Here is a 16581-nt window from a genome sequence, read left to right on the forward strand (position 1 = left end):
CTTCGTTTCTCGCAATGACAAAAAAAAAAAAACCGGACAGTGCAACTACTCACTATCCGGTCAACAATTAATTAAAGAGTACCAAAATTAAAAAGTTATAATACGAAGTAAGCGTCTTTTTCGACTTTCTTAGGTTCGTTATTTAAATCAAACTCTTTCAGAATATCAAATTCACTTTGATATTCGTTAAGCATTTGTATTATGTTTTTTTCAATTGTATTTGCAATTGTTGTTACAGGTGTATCTGTTGGTCTGTTTTCAAAAGGATCCTGTAAATGAATTGCCATTCTTTCGATCAAAAAGAAAGCGGCACCCATTGCTGTAATCAGCGGAATAGCAAACCAGCTCAACACACTTGTTAATCCAAAAGGCAGTAATAAAATAAACAAACACAAGGTTAGTCTAATATACATGCTGTAAGTGGTTGGAAAAATCGTGTTTTTAATTCTCTCACATTTTCCCATTTCGTCACACAATCTTGATAGTGTATTATCGATTTCAACCTGCTGATACATGTTGATTTTTTTCTCGATTTTAGCATTTTTAAGATCGCGTGCATGAAGCATTAAAATGGCGTTTGGCACATTTTGATGATTCTTTATATATTTGATTTCTTCGTCGCTCATTAAACCTTTTAAGGGTTTTACGGCATCTCTGTTTCGAAGCGATTCACCCAGACTGTAACACCATGCAATTTGTCTTTTGGCAAAGTTTTCTTTGAATTCGCTTGCTTCAACAGAAAAATCCGGATCTTTATAAAAGGTCAGTACCTGACGAATTAATGTTCTGGAATCATTTACTACGGCTCCCCAAACAATTCTGGCTTCCCACCAGCGGTCGTATGCCTGATTAGACTTAAAGGCTAATAATAAGGAAATAATGGTTCCAATCATGGTTGGAATCGCTATTGGAATATCTACGGGAAGTGTAACAAAATAATGATGAAATATTTCAAATAGTACGGTATAAGCCAATACTAAAGCTATTTCTACTTTAATTTTCCCGAGAACGTACTTCATTGGTATTCTTTTTCTTAATAACATATTTTCGGTTTTAAATTAAATAATATTCGTCAGGAAGAAATCGGGTTTAAGCGAGCTCTTCGTATAATGAAAGCACCGGCAGCCCCAGTTTTTCATTAATAGATTGTTTTTTTACTTTTTTAAATTTGATTTTTTCGCCTTTACGGGTTTCAACCAGCAGATCGATTTCATACTTTGAAATAGCTTCGGTTAAAAAAGGCGCTGCATCTTCGTAATTGTCATCAATTTTAGAAGCCTGACTTACAATTTCATAAGAGAAATTTTCGTTTAAATATTGCTGCACATCTTTTACATGTACATTTGCACTGCTGTTTTCTATATAAAGTGCTTTTGAAAAATCTTGTTTGAAATGCTCATTTCCTAAATGTAAAATTGGACATTTTTGATTTCCTGCCAATTGTACTAAATATTGATGAATGCGTTTGGTTTCCTGTTTATACGAATGCGTAAGAATAACCAGTTTTACAGCAAAATGATCGATTATGCCTTTAAAAATGGGAGACGAAAGCCCATATTGATTATGAATTTTAATTTTGCAATTTTTAGTATGATCAATCATATATCTGCAGGTTTCAAGAACTTCTTCCTGACTTTTGGTAAGTCCGGTTCTCATTTCTCGTAAAAAATTAGATGATGAAAAAGCGTCCGGAGTTTCAGAAACCATCATTAAAACAATTTCTGAGCCTGATTCTTTAGCCTGACTAATTGCTGATTTTACAGCAGAAATTGTATCATCTTTTAAAGTAGTAGGTATAAGGAAATTTTTCATATGTATAATCTTTTAGTTTATACATACAAAGTAACTTCCTGAAAATTAGAAGGGTCTTAATCTAAAATTAGATTTTTCTAAGATTCAACATTAGAATTTTTAATGCTGGATTTTTTCGGATTTATTTTCTTGAAGATAATTGTTACAATGGTGCCTTTATTTTGTTCAGACTGTACTTGTATTTCTCCGTCGTGCATACGAATGATTTTTGAAGCTAAAGGCAATCCTAAACCATAACCTATATATTTGGCAGCAATTTTACCTCTGAAGAAAGGTTCATACAAATGCGGAATATCTTCTGGCGGAATACCAATTCCGATATCATTAATCGAAATTTTAATCGCTTCCTGATTGGCAGAAAGGGTTACAAATACCTCATTATTATCTGAATATTTTACTCCGTTGGTAATAATGTTATTAATTGCCAGCTCTAAAAGCGGCTTATTGCACGGAATTAAAAGCAGATTAGAATCTTTTGGTGCAAAATTTAGTTTAATGCTTACACGGTTATCCGGATAAATTTTATCTAAATCTGATTTTACCTCTAATAATAATTCATCTATTCTGGCAATATCCAAAACTTGTTTATTACCGTCATAACCTGTTTGAGTCAGCTTTAATAAACTTTCTGTAAGATTTCCTAATCTTGATGCCTGACTGTAAATATTTTGCAATGATTCTACATATTCTGCTACTTCACGCTCTTTTAAGAGCATGATTTCAGATTCGGCAATAATGGTCGTAATTGGCGTTTTTAATTCGTGTGAAGCATTATTGATAAAATTGGCCTGAATTTCAAAAGACGTTTCGAGTCGGTCCAGCATATCATTAAAGGTTTCCGTTAAATCTGAAATTTCATCAGAGTTTTTAACGGCAGGTAATCGGTTATGAAGATTGGATGCGCTGATTCTATTTACTTCTTTTGTAATTCTGGCTACAGGATTAATAACTCGTTTTGCCAGAAAACGACCTAAAAAGAATGCCAGAAGTATAAAGCCAATACCTCCAAAAAGCAATATTTTGACAATATAAACTGTGGTTGTTTTTCCTCTTCGGTCGCGCGCGCCTACAATTACAATATATTTCTGTTTATTTTCTGTAAAAACCTGACCAAGGTAATATTTGCTGTTTACTTCAAAATAGTCTTCGCCGGTTGCAAGAATATTTGAGTAAAATGTATTGGGAAGATTTAGTTTGGTATTATAATCAAAACTATTGGCACTGTTAATTTTAAGAACATATTCTTCTTCTTCAATAAGTTCTTCCAGTCCGTTTTTCTTTAGATTGCTGTAATATTTGATTTTTTCGGGATCATTTTGAAAATGAATCGAAGCCACAATTTTAGCACGGTCTTCAAGCCTTTTTAAGAAATGGTAGCGGTTGTTTTCTCTAAATAAAACGAATACTATTAAACTCAATAGCAGTGTACTAAAGGTAGAAAGTGCTACATAAGTAAAAGTAATTTTTTTTCTAATATCCATTTTATGGCTTTATAACATAACCTAAACCTTTCATGGTATGAATAAGTTTAGTACTGAAGGGTTTGTCTACTTTTTTTCTTAAATAAGTAATATAAACATCTACAACATTGGTGTTCATATCAAAATTAATATCCCAGACATTATCTAAAATCTGGTCGCGGGATACGATTCGTCCGGCATTTTTTCCTAAATAATACAGAAGTTTAAACTCTTTGGCAGTTAAAATAATCGATTCGCCGTCTCGTTTTACCGTTTTGGCGCGTCCGTTTATTTCTAAATCGCCAATAGTAATAACATCAATTTTATCTGTTTCCTGATGCGCTCTTCTGTGTAATGCGTTTACACGGGCATCAAGTTCGCCAAATTTAAAAGGCTTAACAAGATAATCATCGGCACCGGAATTTAAACCAGTTACAATGTTTTCTGAAGTTCCTAAGGCAGTCAAAAGCAAAATAGGAACAAAGTTTTTACTGGCGCGAAGTCTTCTGCAAATTTCGATTCCGTTAATATCCGGAAGCATGACATCTAAAACTACAACATCAAAATTATAGTTATGAATCATCTCAAGAGCTGTTGTACCATCAAGAGCCACACTAACTTCGTTGTTGTTTTCGGCAAATCCTTTTCGTAAAATCGATAAAAGATTTGGTTCGTCTTCGACTATCAGTAACTTCATATTAATTTGTATATACAACAAAAATAAGGATTGAGTTCAAAAATATTATTCGTAACAGTTATAAATTATGATTAAATTATGAACAATAGGTTTTAGGACATAAAAAAAGCATTCAAGAATGAATGCTTTTTATGATTTGAAATAAATTTAAGAAATCTATTTTAATTTTTAAAATTAAAACTTACTACGGCGCCTAGTCCAAACTGAAAAGTAGAAACATAATCCTGAACCGCTACTGGTCCAAAATAGTAACTCCAATAATAACTCTCGCCAACTGCCGCCGACATTGATTGTAAATAAGCATTGACATTTACAGACACTGATGAATCTGTTTTAATTTTTACACCGCCTTTTACATCCCAGGCAAAATAAGTGCCGCTTCCGCCCTGCGGTGTTTCCAGAATACTCACTCCGGCACCTGCACCTAAATAGGGAAGCAAGTTTGATCCTGTATCAAAATAATGGGTAAAATCAGCTAAAATAAAATTGAAAGCACCTTTATCGTTTCCGGCATTAATTTGTATTCCTGCCGGATCATAAAAAGGTATTTTAGTATCTGCTCTTAAATACTTAAGTTCAACTGAGTTATTTGTTGAAAAAAAATATTCAAATCCCGCTCCATATTGAAAACCATCTTCAACAGTAGCGCGAAAACCGTCGTAATCCAGCTCATCTGAAAAATTATATCCTCCATACAAATTAAGAGAAAATGATCTTGCATCCTGAGCCTGCATTCCTATCCCTGAAAGAAACACAACTAATAATAAACTGTACTTTTTCATAAATTTTGGATTTTGATTGTTAAAAGGTAATCCAAAATTAAGTTTTTTCTTCTAAATTTTTTACTTTTAAGAACATAATTTACACATAATCAAATATTTACATATTCAAAAATTAAAAAACTTCTCCAGCATTTAAGTAAAATCCTTTCGAATTATTTCCCCATGCATAATCTGCAACAAAATTTGTCCGCGTTTTTTTATCTATTAAAAGTCTTAAACCCACTCCGGCTGCGGGTTGAATTGAATGAAAAAGCGCTGTATTAGTATCAGCATTGCTGGCGGTTACAAAATTGGTAAAAACCGTGCCGCTCAGCATTTGATTGCAGGTAATGGGAAAACGAAATTCTGTTGAGAGATAAACCAGTCCGTTTCCTCTAAATAATCCCTGCGTATAACCTTCTCCGCTCCTGCTTCGTTGATCCCAGCCAATGGCTGGCAGGTTTAAATACGGAACTGTTCCTCTGGTTATAAATTGCCCGTAAGCCCAGATTCCCAGAATATATCGGTCATTTTTCTTCGAAACCGGAATAAAATTTCGATATTCTGCATAAAGCACATTACTGTATTTTTGATTATGAAACAAAACCGGATTAAAACGATAATTAATATTAGCAAACCAGCCACGTGAAGAATTTACCTGATTATCGCGCGAATCGTAAACAAGATTTAAACTTACACCGGTTAGAAAATATTCTAAAGTATCAAAACCATGTTCCTGACTGTAATTGTAATGATAAGTTAGATTTCCGTTATCAATGTCTAATTCTTTATCCTTAATATTAGTATACCAATCGATATTGATACCGCCGCCCGCATAAAAATTCTTTTTTATTTCAAATGAAGCCGTTTGATGGAATTTGAAATAGTTGTAATCCATAGCCTGTGCGAGAGAATCAATGCTAAAACTGGGATCGCGATCTCGACGACGCGGAATTATATCAGTTCCTAAACCATAGTTGGGCTGTGAAAAGATGTAAAGCCTGTAATCGCCGCTTAAAAATATTCGGTTGTTTTTGAGGAGAATATTATTTTTTACGTTAATCATCCATTGCTTTTTCAGCGTATAGATTATGCCCAGATTGGCAACAGAATATTTATCTGATTCTTGTTTTCCTTTAAAAGTATATTGCGCAACGGCCCCAAAAAAGAATCCGGTTGCAGGCTGAGAACCTATAGCGGGAATTACCAGAAAAAAATTGTTTTTTGCGGGTTTGATCTGCAAAACCGAATCCTTCTTTTTAAAGACTTCGAAAATAGTTTTGGGCGGACATATTTCTTTTTCTTTTGATTCTGTTTCAATTTGAGCCATTAGATATAATGGAAACAGAAAGAGCAAAAATGCTTTTTTATTTTTACACCGAAAATTTATATTTCTTAAGATTTTCACTCTCTAAAAATTTTAATTTCTATTACAACAAATTAAACTTCTTGTAAATATAATTCATTTTCAACACTTTACGTAAAAACATTTTTTATATAAAAACAAAAAAAGCCGTCAGTGTTTGACGGCTTGTTATTAAAATATTTATAACAATTTTATTTTGTGATAAATTTTGGATGTATTAAATTTTCTAAAGAATATATTTCATCCCATTTTTCCTGTGTAATAAGTTTTCTTTCTACAACAGCAATTTGGTGCACGCTTTTTCCTGTTTTTAAAGCTTCTCCGGCAATGCTGGCGCTTTCTTCATAACCTATAATTGGGTTTAACTGGGTTACAATTCCAATGCTGTTCATAACCATATTATAGCAATGATCTACGTTTGCCGTAATTCCATTGATACATTTATCTATTAAAGTCTGGATAGCATTTGATAGATAATCTAAAGAAGTAAACATAGCAAAAGCAATAACTGGCTCCATTACATTAAGCTGTAACTGTCCTGCTTCTGCAGCCATTGTAACGGTTAAATCCTGACCAATAACATAAAAGCAAGTTTGGTTTACAACTTCTGGAATTACAGGATTTACTTTTCCGGGCATAATAGATGATCCCGGCTGACGCGCTGGAAGATTAATTTCGTTAAAACCAGTTCTTGGTCCTGAACTCAGCAATCGTAAATCATTGCAGATTTTAGAAATCTTAACGGCAGAACGTTTTAAAGTTCCCATAATCTGCACATAAGCTCCGGTATCAACGGTTGCTTCAATTAAATCCGGCGAAAGCGTTAACGGAATTCCAACTTCATCGGCTAAATATTGTACACATAATTCCGGATATCCTTCCGGCGCATTGACTTTTGTTCCAATTGCCGTTGCACCCATATTGATTTCTAATAATAATTCCTGAGCATTTTTTAATCGAATGATATCTTCTCCAATTGTTGTGGCGTAGGCTTTAAATTCTTGTCCTAAAGTCATAGGAACAGCGTCTTGAAGCTGTGTTCTTCCCATTTTTAGAACTTCTTTAAACTCCTCGCCTTTTTTAGCAAAAGCAACTTCTAAACCGGCAAAAGTTTTAATAAAGCTTTCCATTTTTAAATACAAAGCAATTCTAAAAGCCGATGGATAGGCGTCGTTTGTTGACTGCGAACAGTTGACGTGATTATTAGGATGTAAAAATTGATATTCTCCTTTTTTATGACCTAAATATTCCAAACCAATATTGGCAATAACTTCGTTAGCATTCATGTTTACAGAAGTTCCTGCCCCGCCCTGAATTAAATCGCTTACAAATTCTTTATCGAATTTTCCTGAAATTACCTCATCACTTCCATAACAAATGGCTTCTGCCAGTTTAGGATCGATTGCATTACAGTCTTTATTTGCAAGAGCTGCCGCTTTTTTTACATATCCTAAAGCTTTGATAAATAAAGGTTCTTTTGAAATTGGAATTCCGGTAATATTGAAGTTTTCTACTGCTCTAAAGGTTTGGATTCCGTAATACAGATGATTTGGAATTTCTAATTCTCCTAAAAAATCATGCTCCTTTCTTGTTGCTTCCATATAATAAAATTGATATGTTTTTGACTTAAAAATAAGTGTAAAGCTACATCAAATTATGGATTAAAATTGTGAATAAAATCAAAATGATTTAGGATTTTCTACAGCATATTCTGTTGTAAATTATTACCTTTTCACTCTCAAATAATTATTGAAAAAGAGTTGAAAAAAGAAAGCGAATATTTTCTTGATAAAGAATATAATACGATTATTTACGCCAAAGACGATCTGAATTTTAAAGATTTTGAATGCTGCGTTTTTAATAATTGTAATTTTTCTGCCTGCACTTTTCTGGCCGTTACTTTTATTGACTGCACTTTTAATGATTGTATTTTCAGCGAAGCCAAAATTAATTATGTCGCTTTTAGAAGTGTTACTTTTTATAACTGTGAAATAAAAGACGTCAATTTTGCGATGTGCGATAAATTGATTTTTGAAGTTCACTTTTACGATTGTATTTTAGATTTTTCGAAGTTTTATACTTTAAAACTAAAAGGAACTACATTCAACAGCTGCAGTCTTGTTGCCGTCGATTTTATGGCTGCCGATTTAACCGAAGTTCTTTTTGATAACTGCGATTTGTACCGTTCAGAGTTTTCAAAAGCAATTGCCAACAAAGCTAATTTTAGAACAAGTTTTAATTATACCATTGATCCATCAAAAACTAAATTGAAGAAAGCTGTTTTTTCTTTGAAAGAAGTAAAAGGATTACTGTTTACGCATGATGTTATTGTGACGTAGTAAATAATACTCGGATAAAACAAATTTGCTGTCGCAAAGACGCGGATTAACGCGGATTTTAATCCTGTCTAATCAATATATCAATTGCCTACAGCTTTAGCTGTGGGGATAGAATTAAAAATACAAAAGGCTTTAGCCAAAACTTGCATTTGGCTAAAGCCCTTCTAGTTTATTTGAAACATCTCCAGCTAAAGCTGGTAGCAATTGAAATTTTAAAATCTGTGTAAATCCGCGTCTTTGCGATAGCAAATCCGTTTTATTCGCGTTCAAAATTTGGCAGTTTTTTCAAAAAATTATATTCGCTTTCCCATTATATAATCTTCCATTAAATAACCGTTTCCAATTTCAATATCAACAGTTTCTTTAATTTCGAAACCTAATTTTTTGTAAAAATTTAAAGCGGTATTAAAACGGTTTACGTTTAATAAAAGATCTTTGGAATGGTTTTCTAAAGCCATTTTTCCAATTTCCTCAAAAACTATTTTCCCATAACCTTTTCCCTGCGTTTCCGGCAAAAGATAGATTTTATGAATTTTGGTTACAGCTTCATTATTATAATTATGCTCAATTCCGATAAAACCAATTACGGAATCAGCATCTGAAATTAAATAGAACAACTGCTCTTTATTCTGAATTTGTCTTGATAAAGCTTCATCAGAATAAATTAAATCGAGCATATATTCTAATTGTTCAGCAGTTAGAATCTCGCCGTACGTAATTGGCCAGGTTATGTGTGCAATCTCTTGAATTTTAGCAATATCTTCAATTGATGCGTCAGTAATTTTAATCATATTATTTTGTAAAAACTTGATTTTCTTGTTCGCTTACGCGGATGAAAGTCGTTCGTTTAGTTAATTCTTTTAATCTTGAAGCGCCAACATACGTACAAGTACTTCTAATGCCGCCGAGAATATCTAAAACAGTATAAATCACTTCTCCTTTAAACGGAACCTGAACTGTTTTTCCTTCACTTGCACGATATTCTGCAACACCTCCGGCATGTTTGTCCATGGCGGTTTTGGAACTCATACCGTAAAACTGTTTGAATTTTTCGCCTTTTATTTCGATTAGTTCACCGCCGCTTTCCGTATGTCCGGCAAGCATACCACCTAACATTACAAAATCAGCACCGGCGCCAAAAGCTTTAGCAACGTCTCCTGGAGTTGTACAGCCTCCGTCGCTTATAATGTGTCCGCCTAAACCGTGAGCAGCGTCAGCACATTCAATAATTGCAGACAATTGCGGATATCCTACGCCTGTTTTTACGCGAGTTGTACAGACAGAACCAGGACCAATTCCGACTTTTACGATATCGGCTCCAGCCAAAAGCAATTCTTCGGTCATTTCACCTGTAACTACATTTCCGGCAATAATGATTTTATCCGGATATTGTTTTCGGGTTTTCTGCAAAAACTCAACAAAGTGTTCTGAATACCCGTTTGCAACATCAATACAAATGAATTTTAATTGCGGATTTGAAGTAATAATCTGTCCGATTTTATCAAAATCTTCTTTTCCGGTTCCAGTACTTACGGCAATATAATCGTAGAAATCTGGGCTTGCATCTTTCAGAAAATCATTCCATTGTTCTAAAGTGTAATGTTTATGAATGGCTGTAAAAAGCTTTTCTTTAGCCAAAACTTTAGCTATTTCAAAAGTTCCGACTGTGTCCATATTGGCGGCCATAATCGGAATTCCTGTCCAATTTGCTGTACTGTGCAAAAACTTAAAATTTTGTTCTAAACTAACTTCCGATCTGCTTTTCAGTGTTGATCTTTTGGGTCTAAACATGACATCTTTAAACCCTAATTTTAAGTCCATTTCTATTCTCATTGTTCGAGATTTTGGTTACTCTCAAATATAGGAATTTTAGATTTTAGAATGTAGATTTTAGATTAATATACTAAATGTTTATTTTGAACGTGGATTAAACGGATTCGCTTTCGCGAAAACGCGGATTTTCACGGATTTTTTTTAAAACTTTATATCCTTAGAATTGGCTTCGACTTCGCTGAGCCTATAAAACCCGAAAACTGAACACTAAAAAAACTGAACACTGATCACTAAAAAACTATCCGTGTATCGTTTCTCCTTTTCCGTAATTGGTAATAATTGATTCTTCAAAAGCCAGCCATTCTCTCCATCGTTTTTCAACGTCGATTCCTGTTCCGTATTTTCTTGCGTATGTAATGAAAGTAGTGTAATGTCCAGCTTCACTTTCCATTAATTCTCTGTAGAAAACAGCTAATTCTTCGTCTTGAATATTTTCAGACAACACTTTAAAACGCTCACAGCTTCTTGCTTCGATCATTGCAGAAAATAAAAGTCTTTCTACAAGACCTGAAACACGGCTTCCGTCTCCGCTTTTCTTCATGTATTGATACAATTCATTTACGTAATCGTCTTTACGTTCGCGCCCTAATTTCAATCCTCTTTTGATGATAATGTTGTGAACCTGCTCAAAATGATCGATTTCTTCTTTGGCTAAAGCCAATAAATCTTTTACTAAATCCTGATGCTCAGAGTTGTTGGTAATAATCGTAATCGCGTTTGTTGCTGCTTTTTGCTCGCACCAAGCGTGATCGGTAAGGATTTCTTCGATGTTTTTCTCAACGATATTTACCCATCTTGGGTCGGTTGGCAATTGTAATCTTAGTACGCCCATAGTTTTTGTTTGTTTTGTTTTAGGTTTCAAGTTTCAGGTTGTGGGCTTCGACTTCGCTCAGCCTGACAAAACAGAATTATCCTTATTGAACCAAAACTTATTTAACAATTATATTTTAAATTTCGCTTAAAGCTAAAAAAGTTTAAAGCTTTGTAATACGTTTGTTTCCGCATTACAAAACTTTAAACTTGATCCCGAAGTTTCGGGATAAACCTGAAACTAAATAATTAGTATTTGAAAATCGGTCTTTCGCTCATCATTTCGTTTACTTCAGCAGCAACTTCTTCGATAAGATCTTCGTTTGTATGATCAGAAAGAACTTTATCGATTAAAGCTACGATAGTTTCCATATCAGCTTCAACTAAACCACGAGTTGTGATTGCAGCCGTTCCTACACGAATACCAGATGTGATAAATGGTGATTTATCATCAAATGGAACCATGTTTTTATTTACTGTGATTTCTGCTTTTACTAATGCATTCTCAGCTTCTTTACCAGAAATATTTTTATTTCTTAAGTCAATAAGCATCATGTGATTATCAGTTCCGCCAGAGATAATTTTGTATCCTCTTTTTACGAAAGCATCTGCCATTGCATTTGCATTTTTCTGCAATTGCATAGCGTATGTAAAGAATTCATCTTTTAATGCTTCTCCAAATGCAACCGCTTTAGCAGCGATAATGTGCATTAATGGTCCACCTTGATTTCCAGGGAAAACAGCTAAATCTAATAATGAAGACATCATTCTGATTTCTCCTTTTGGAGTTGTTAATCCTTGTGGATTTGGGAAATCTTTCCCCATTAAGATCAAACCTCCACGTGGTCCTCTTAATGTTTTATGAGTTGTTGTAGAAACAATATGACAATGTGGAATTGGGTCATTCATTAATCCTTTTGCAATAAGACCAGCTGGGTGCGAGATATCAGCAAATAAGATTGCTCCAACGCTGTCAGCGATTTGTCTGAAACGAGCAAAATCCATATCACGAGAATAAGCAGAAGCTCCGGCGATGATCAATTTTGGTTTTTCTTTTGTAGCAATTTCTTGAATTTTATCATAATCTAAACGACCTGTTTCAGCATCTACACCGTAAAAAACCGGACGGTATAAACGACCTGAGAAGTTTACAGGCGATCCGTGCGTTAAGTGACCTCCGTGAGATAAATCAAAACCTAAAATAGTATCACCAGGATTTAAACAAGCATGGTAAACAGAAGTGTTTGCCTGAGAACCCGAGTGTGGCTGTACGTTTGCATATTCAGCACCAAATAATTCTTTAGCTCTGTCAATAGCAATCTGCTCGATAACATCAACTACTTCACAGCCACCATAGTATCTTTTACCTGGATAACCTTCAGCATATTTATTCGTTAAAACAGACCCTGCTGCTGCCATTACTTCATCACTTACAAAGTTCTCTGAAGCGATAAGCTCTAGTCCGTGAATTTGTCTTTCTTTTTCCTCTTGGATAAGATCAAAAATTTGTTCGTCGCGTTGCATTTTTTCGTTTTTCGTTAATTTCCTGCAAAAATACAAAAAAACGTTTGTGATACTGTTAGATTATGATATATTTGACATGTAATTTTTCAACAAATAATTAACATCTAACATGCCAATAACCGCCAACGATACCAATAGAAAATCATGGTTAGAAGTACCAGAAAATAGTGACTTCCCTATTCAAAATATTCCTTTCGGCGTGTTTCTTACCAAAGAAAATGTCGTTACAGTGGGAACCAGAATTGGCGATTATGCTATAGATTTAGGGGCTTTACAACAATTAAACTATTTTGAGGGAATAGAATTAACAGATGATATGTTCATGCAGGACACGCTGAATGATTTTATTTCTGATGGAAAAAAAACATGGCGTTTGGTTCGAAATCGTATCGCTGATATTTTCGACGAAACTAATCCTCAACTAAGAGATACAACAAAACACAGAGATATTGTTATATTTAAAATCGAAGATGTAGAGATGCAGCTGCCGGTTTTAATTGGTGATTATACTGACTTTTATTCAAGTAAAGAACATGCTACAAACGTAGGTAAAATGTTCCGTGATCCAGACAATGCTTTGCTGCCAAACTGGCTGCATATTCCGGTTGGATACCACGGAAGAAGCTCTACAATTGTACCATCTGGAATTCCGGTTCACAGACCTATGGGACAAACTCTTCCTGCCGGACACGACACTCCTGTTTTTGGTGCTTCACGTTTAGTAGATTTTGAATTAGAAACTGCTTTTATTACTACTGATGTCAATGTAATGGGCGAAAATGTTTCTACTTATGAGGCTGAAGATTATATTTTTGGAATGGTTTTACTAAATGACTGGAGCGCACGAGATATTCAAAAATGGGAATATGTGCCGCTTGGACCATTTTTAGCTAAAAACTTTGCTACTTCAATTTCTCCTTGGATTGTAACGCTTGATGCTTTAGAGCCTTTTAGAACTAAAGGTCCTAAACAAGACCCTACTCCGCTTCCGTATTTACAAACAAAAGGTAAAAAAGCTTTTGATATTCATTTAGAAGTTTCTTTAAAACCGGAAGATCAGGAAGAAACGGTTATTTCAAAATCTAATTTTAAATATTTATACTGGTCTATGACCCAGCAATTAGCACATCACACGTCTAACGGATGTCGTGTAAATTCTGGTGACATGATGGGATCAGGAACAATCTCAGGACCAACTCCGGATAGTTTTGGTTCTATGCTGGAATTAACTTGGGGCGGAAAAAATCCGTTAAAATTAAATGGCGGAGAGGAACGTAAATTTATTGAAGATAACGATACGGTTATTATTCGCGGTTTCTGTGAGAATAACGAAGTAAGAATTGGTTTTGGTGAAGTTTCAAGCCAGTTATTACCTCCTTTTATCAGACAATGAAGAGAAGATAGTATACATTAATTTTTAATGTAGAATATATTTTAAAAAAGCTTGTTAGATATTCTCTAACAAGCTTTTTTATTTAGAACTATCTAAAGTTTTATTTCAAGCATAAAAAACTACTCTAAAACTACCTTCACCCAAACTAAACGATGATCTGAACTTGATTCACGTTTTTCAACCAATTCAGACATTGGCTCACCTTTGGCCGGCCAGAATACACCACTATCAATAACTTTAAAACCAAATTTAGAAGGTAATACATAATCAGCACGCATTCTCCAAAATGCTGTATGATTAACTCCAAAAGGGTTTTGCGGTGTATATTCAGCACCGCCTTTACTTGCGGGTGTAAACTCACTGTTAACTTTAGGATGAGCTAATAATGACTTAATACCTTCTGCGATTGCACTTCCTTCCACAGGCGAAGCGTTTTGATCTCCCACTATAACAAATTGAGAATTCGAGGCTAGACCTCCTTTTACACCTTTATCATCATAAATATAGGAAGCAGAATCATCTGAAATGTAGTCTTTCCAAAACCTGATTTCATCATGATTTCTTTTTCCATTACGATCTTCGGCGCCATCAAAAGAAGGAGGAGTTGGATGACTGGCTAAAATATGAACTGTTTTCTTTCCTATTAAAACAGGAACATCCCAATGAGATTTAGAAGATAACGGAAATTGTGCCCATGCCACTTTGCTATACCAATCTGATCCATCAGGCTTTTTAGTAAGCAATGCACCAGGCATATCTTTCCATTTGAAATTTTGAAAAGTACGAACCGCTTTAACATCAATAGGATATTTTGACAAAAGCACCATAGCGTATTGGCCCGGATACATACCAAATCCCCAGGCATCATTTCCATAATTGTCTAATTTGCCATCATTGTTCAAATCGAAAGGACTTGGCTTACCCGTATTCACAGTTGAATAATAATAGTAAGGGTAATCAATAGCCGTCGCTCCGCCCTGACTCACTTTTAAATAATTTTTAATGAAAGCTTTTACACCCAGTTTAGGATTTTCAATGTAATCAAACTCGTTTAACAGAATAACGTTCGGTCTTACGGTCTGAATAATTTGTGCAATGTTTTTGATTTGAGGATTCTTTCCTGAATTTAGCTCATTAATCAATATTTGTTCTGAATTTCCTTTTGCACCTCTTGGCGAATAATTTTCAGATTCCATACTTACATTGTAAGTCGCAAATGTAAGTTCAGGATTTTTTTGTAAATCAGTTTGTGAAAAAAGTGCTCCGGAAGAAAGCAAAGAAAGGATAAAAAATATTTTATTCATATAAAAATTGAATCTGCATTTCTGCATTGTTAACTGCACGAATATAAGAAGGTTGTTAGTACACTCGGCAGACTGTTATGTTAAGTATATGTCAATTAAAAAGCTGCCACTAAAAGTGACAGCTCAAATAATATAAAAGAATCTTTCTGTCAATAAAAAAATTCTCTATTTTATCAAAAGATATCTGAAAATCAGTATAATTAACGACGGAAAATTATGCCGGAATCTGCTGGCTCAAACAATGTAGAGTTCCAAAGCCCCAAATAAAATCAATACAGCTAATTCCGATTACTTCACGATCAGGGAAACATTCTGCCAAGATATTCAATGCCACTCTATCATTGCTGTCATTAAATGTTGGTACTAAAACACAATTATTCAAAATCAAGAAGTTTGCATAACTTGCCGGTAAACGCAAATCTTCAAAATCAACACGCTTAGGCATTGGTAATGCTACAATTACAGGAGATTTTCCGTTTTCTAATTTTGCGTTTTGAAGACGTTTTAAATTATCCTGCAACGGTTTGTAATTAGAATCATTTTTATCGGTTTCTACAATAGTTACGATTGTATCTTCATTTACAAATCGGCATAAATCGTCGATATGACCGTGTGTATCATCTCCTTCAATTCCATCTCCAAGCCAGATTACATTTGTTACTCCAAGATATTCTTTAAAAACAGCTTCGTAATCTTCTTTTGTAAATCCGGCATTTCTAACCTGAATTGTAGGGTGCATTAAACATTCTTCAGAAGTTAATAAGGTTCCTTTTCCATTTACATCAATAGCGCCGCCTTCTACAATTACCGGCTTTCCTTTGTACATAACCTGAGTTAATGGCACATCAATAAAATCGGCTACTTTACCCGGAACGAATTTATCTAACTGGTAATTTTTATATTTTGCCCAGCCATTAAAATTAAAGTTTAATGCTTCTCTTTTTGAACCATTTTTTACAATAATAGGTCCCGAATCACGCATCCAGCTTCTATTCGTTTTATGAATGATATACGATATATTACTAAGGTTAACACGAGCTCTTTCAAGCATTTCGGCAACTTTTTCTTTTAATTTTTCATCGGCAACTACCAAAAAAACAGTTTCAAATGCGGCTACTTTTTTAATAAACTCTACAAAAGCCCATTGAACAGCTTCATATTTGCCCGGCCAGTCATTACCATTATGTGGAAAACACAATACAATTCCTTGCTGTTTTTCCCATTCTGCTGGAAATCTTCTATTATTTGTTGACATAAATACGTTCTAATTTAGAAAGTGCAA

At 34.3% G+C, this 16581-nt stretch carries 15 protein-coding genes; 2 read left to right on the top strand and 13 right to left on the bottom strand.

Annotation, left to right across the window (positions count from 1 at the left end):
- Positions 1-95 precede the first annotated feature (95 nt).
- The 7 genes from ABD859_RS11260 to aspA form a co-directional block, all read right to left on the bottom strand.
- Positions 96-1043 (bottom strand): bestrophin family protein, encoded by a 948-nt coding sequence (locus ABD859_RS11260; RefSeq protein WP_345144298.1) that lies wholly within the window; start codon positions 1041-1043, stop codon positions 96-98.
- Between the two features lie 46 nt (positions 1044-1089).
- Complete coding sequence (locus tag ABD859_RS11265; RefSeq protein ID WP_345144299.1) at positions 1090-1812, bottom strand: adenine nucleotide alpha hydrolase family protein; 723 nt, start codon at positions 1810-1812, stop codon at positions 1090-1092.
- Between the two features lie 77 nt (positions 1813-1889).
- On the bottom strand, positions 1890-3293 hold the full coding sequence (locus ABD859_RS11270) for an ATP-binding protein (RefSeq protein ID WP_345144301.1): 1404 nt from the start codon (positions 3291-3293) through the stop codon (positions 1890-1892).
- 1 nt (position 3294) lies between these two features.
- A complete protein-coding gene (locus ABD859_RS11275; protein ID WP_345144303.1) occupies positions 3295-3969 on the bottom strand; it encodes a response regulator transcription factor in 675 nt (224 codons plus the stop codon).
- Positions 3970-4130: 161 nt separating this feature from the next.
- Entirely contained in the window at positions 4131-4751 is a 621-nt protein-coding gene (locus ABD859_RS11280) for an outer membrane beta-barrel protein (RefSeq protein WP_345144305.1), read from the bottom strand.
- Positions 4752-4863: 112 nt separating this feature from the next.
- Positions 4864-6060, bottom strand: a complete 1197-nt coding sequence (locus ABD859_RS11285; protein ID WP_345144307.1) for a BamA/TamA family outer membrane protein — start codon at positions 6058-6060, stop codon at positions 4864-4866.
- 227 nt (positions 6061-6287) lie between these two features.
- Positions 6288-7697 (bottom strand): aspartate ammonia-lyase, encoded by a 1410-nt coding sequence (gene aspA / locus ABD859_RS11290; RefSeq protein ID WP_345144309.1) that lies wholly within the window; start codon positions 7695-7697, stop codon positions 6288-6290.
- Positions 7698-7856: 159 nt separating this feature from the next.
- Here aspA and ABD859_RS11295 point away from each other — a divergent pair, with 159 nt between their 5' ends.
- The gene (locus ABD859_RS11295) at positions 7857-8435 is read left to right on the top strand and encodes a pentapeptide repeat-containing protein (RefSeq protein ID WP_345144311.1); all 579 of its coding nucleotides are present in this window, start codon (positions 7857-7859) and stop codon (positions 8433-8435) included.
- A gap of 293 nt (positions 8436-8728) precedes the next feature.
- Here the strand turns inward: ABD859_RS11295 and ABD859_RS11300 are convergent, their stop codons facing one another.
- The 4 genes from ABD859_RS11300 to glyA form a co-directional block, all read right to left on the bottom strand.
- Entirely contained in the window at positions 8729-9226 is a 498-nt protein-coding gene (locus ABD859_RS11300) for a GNAT family N-acetyltransferase (RefSeq protein WP_345144313.1), read from the bottom strand.
- Position 9227: 1 nt separating this feature from the next.
- Positions 9228-10268 carry a GMP reductase gene (locus tag ABD859_RS11305; protein ID WP_345144315.1) on the bottom strand — a complete coding sequence of 347 codons (1041 nt, stop codon included), beginning with the start codon at positions 10266-10268 and terminating at the stop codon, positions 9228-9230.
- A 238-nt stretch (positions 10269-10506) separates the two neighbouring features.
- The gene (locus ABD859_RS11310) at positions 10507-11100 is read right to left on the bottom strand and encodes a MiaE family protein (protein ID WP_142449243.1); all 594 of its coding nucleotides are present in this window, start codon (positions 11098-11100) and stop codon (positions 10507-10509) included.
- A gap of 227 nt (positions 11101-11327) precedes the next feature.
- Entirely contained in the window at positions 11328-12602 is a 1275-nt protein-coding gene (gene glyA, locus ABD859_RS11315; protein WP_345144318.1) for a serine hydroxymethyltransferase, read from the bottom strand.
- Between the two features lie 109 nt (positions 12603-12711).
- Here glyA and fahA point away from each other — a divergent pair, with 109 nt between their 5' ends.
- Positions 12712-13995, top strand: coding sequence for a fumarylacetoacetase (gene fahA / locus ABD859_RS11320; RefSeq protein ID WP_345144319.1), 1284 nt, complete (start codon positions 12712-12714; stop codon positions 13993-13995).
- A gap of 119 nt (positions 13996-14114) precedes the next feature.
- Here fahA and ABD859_RS11325 read toward each other — a convergent pair whose 3' ends face one another.
- Both ABD859_RS11325 and ABD859_RS11330 read right to left on the bottom strand, forming a co-directional pair.
- The gene (locus tag ABD859_RS11325) at positions 14115-15299 is read right to left on the bottom strand and encodes an endonuclease/exonuclease/phosphatase family protein (protein WP_345144321.1); all 1185 of its coding nucleotides are present in this window, start codon (positions 15297-15299) and stop codon (positions 14115-14117) included.
- 214 nt (positions 15300-15513) lie between these two features.
- Positions 15514-16554, bottom strand: coding sequence for an agmatine deiminase family protein (locus ABD859_RS11330; RefSeq protein WP_345144323.1), 1041 nt, complete (start codon positions 16552-16554; stop codon positions 15514-15516).
- Positions 16555-16581 lie beyond the last annotated feature (27 nt).

The sequence above is a fragment of the Flavobacterium ginsengiterrae genome, assembly GCF_039539785.1.
Lineage (GTDB): Bacteria > Bacteroidota > Bacteroidia > Flavobacteriales > Flavobacteriaceae > Flavobacterium > Flavobacterium ginsengiterrae.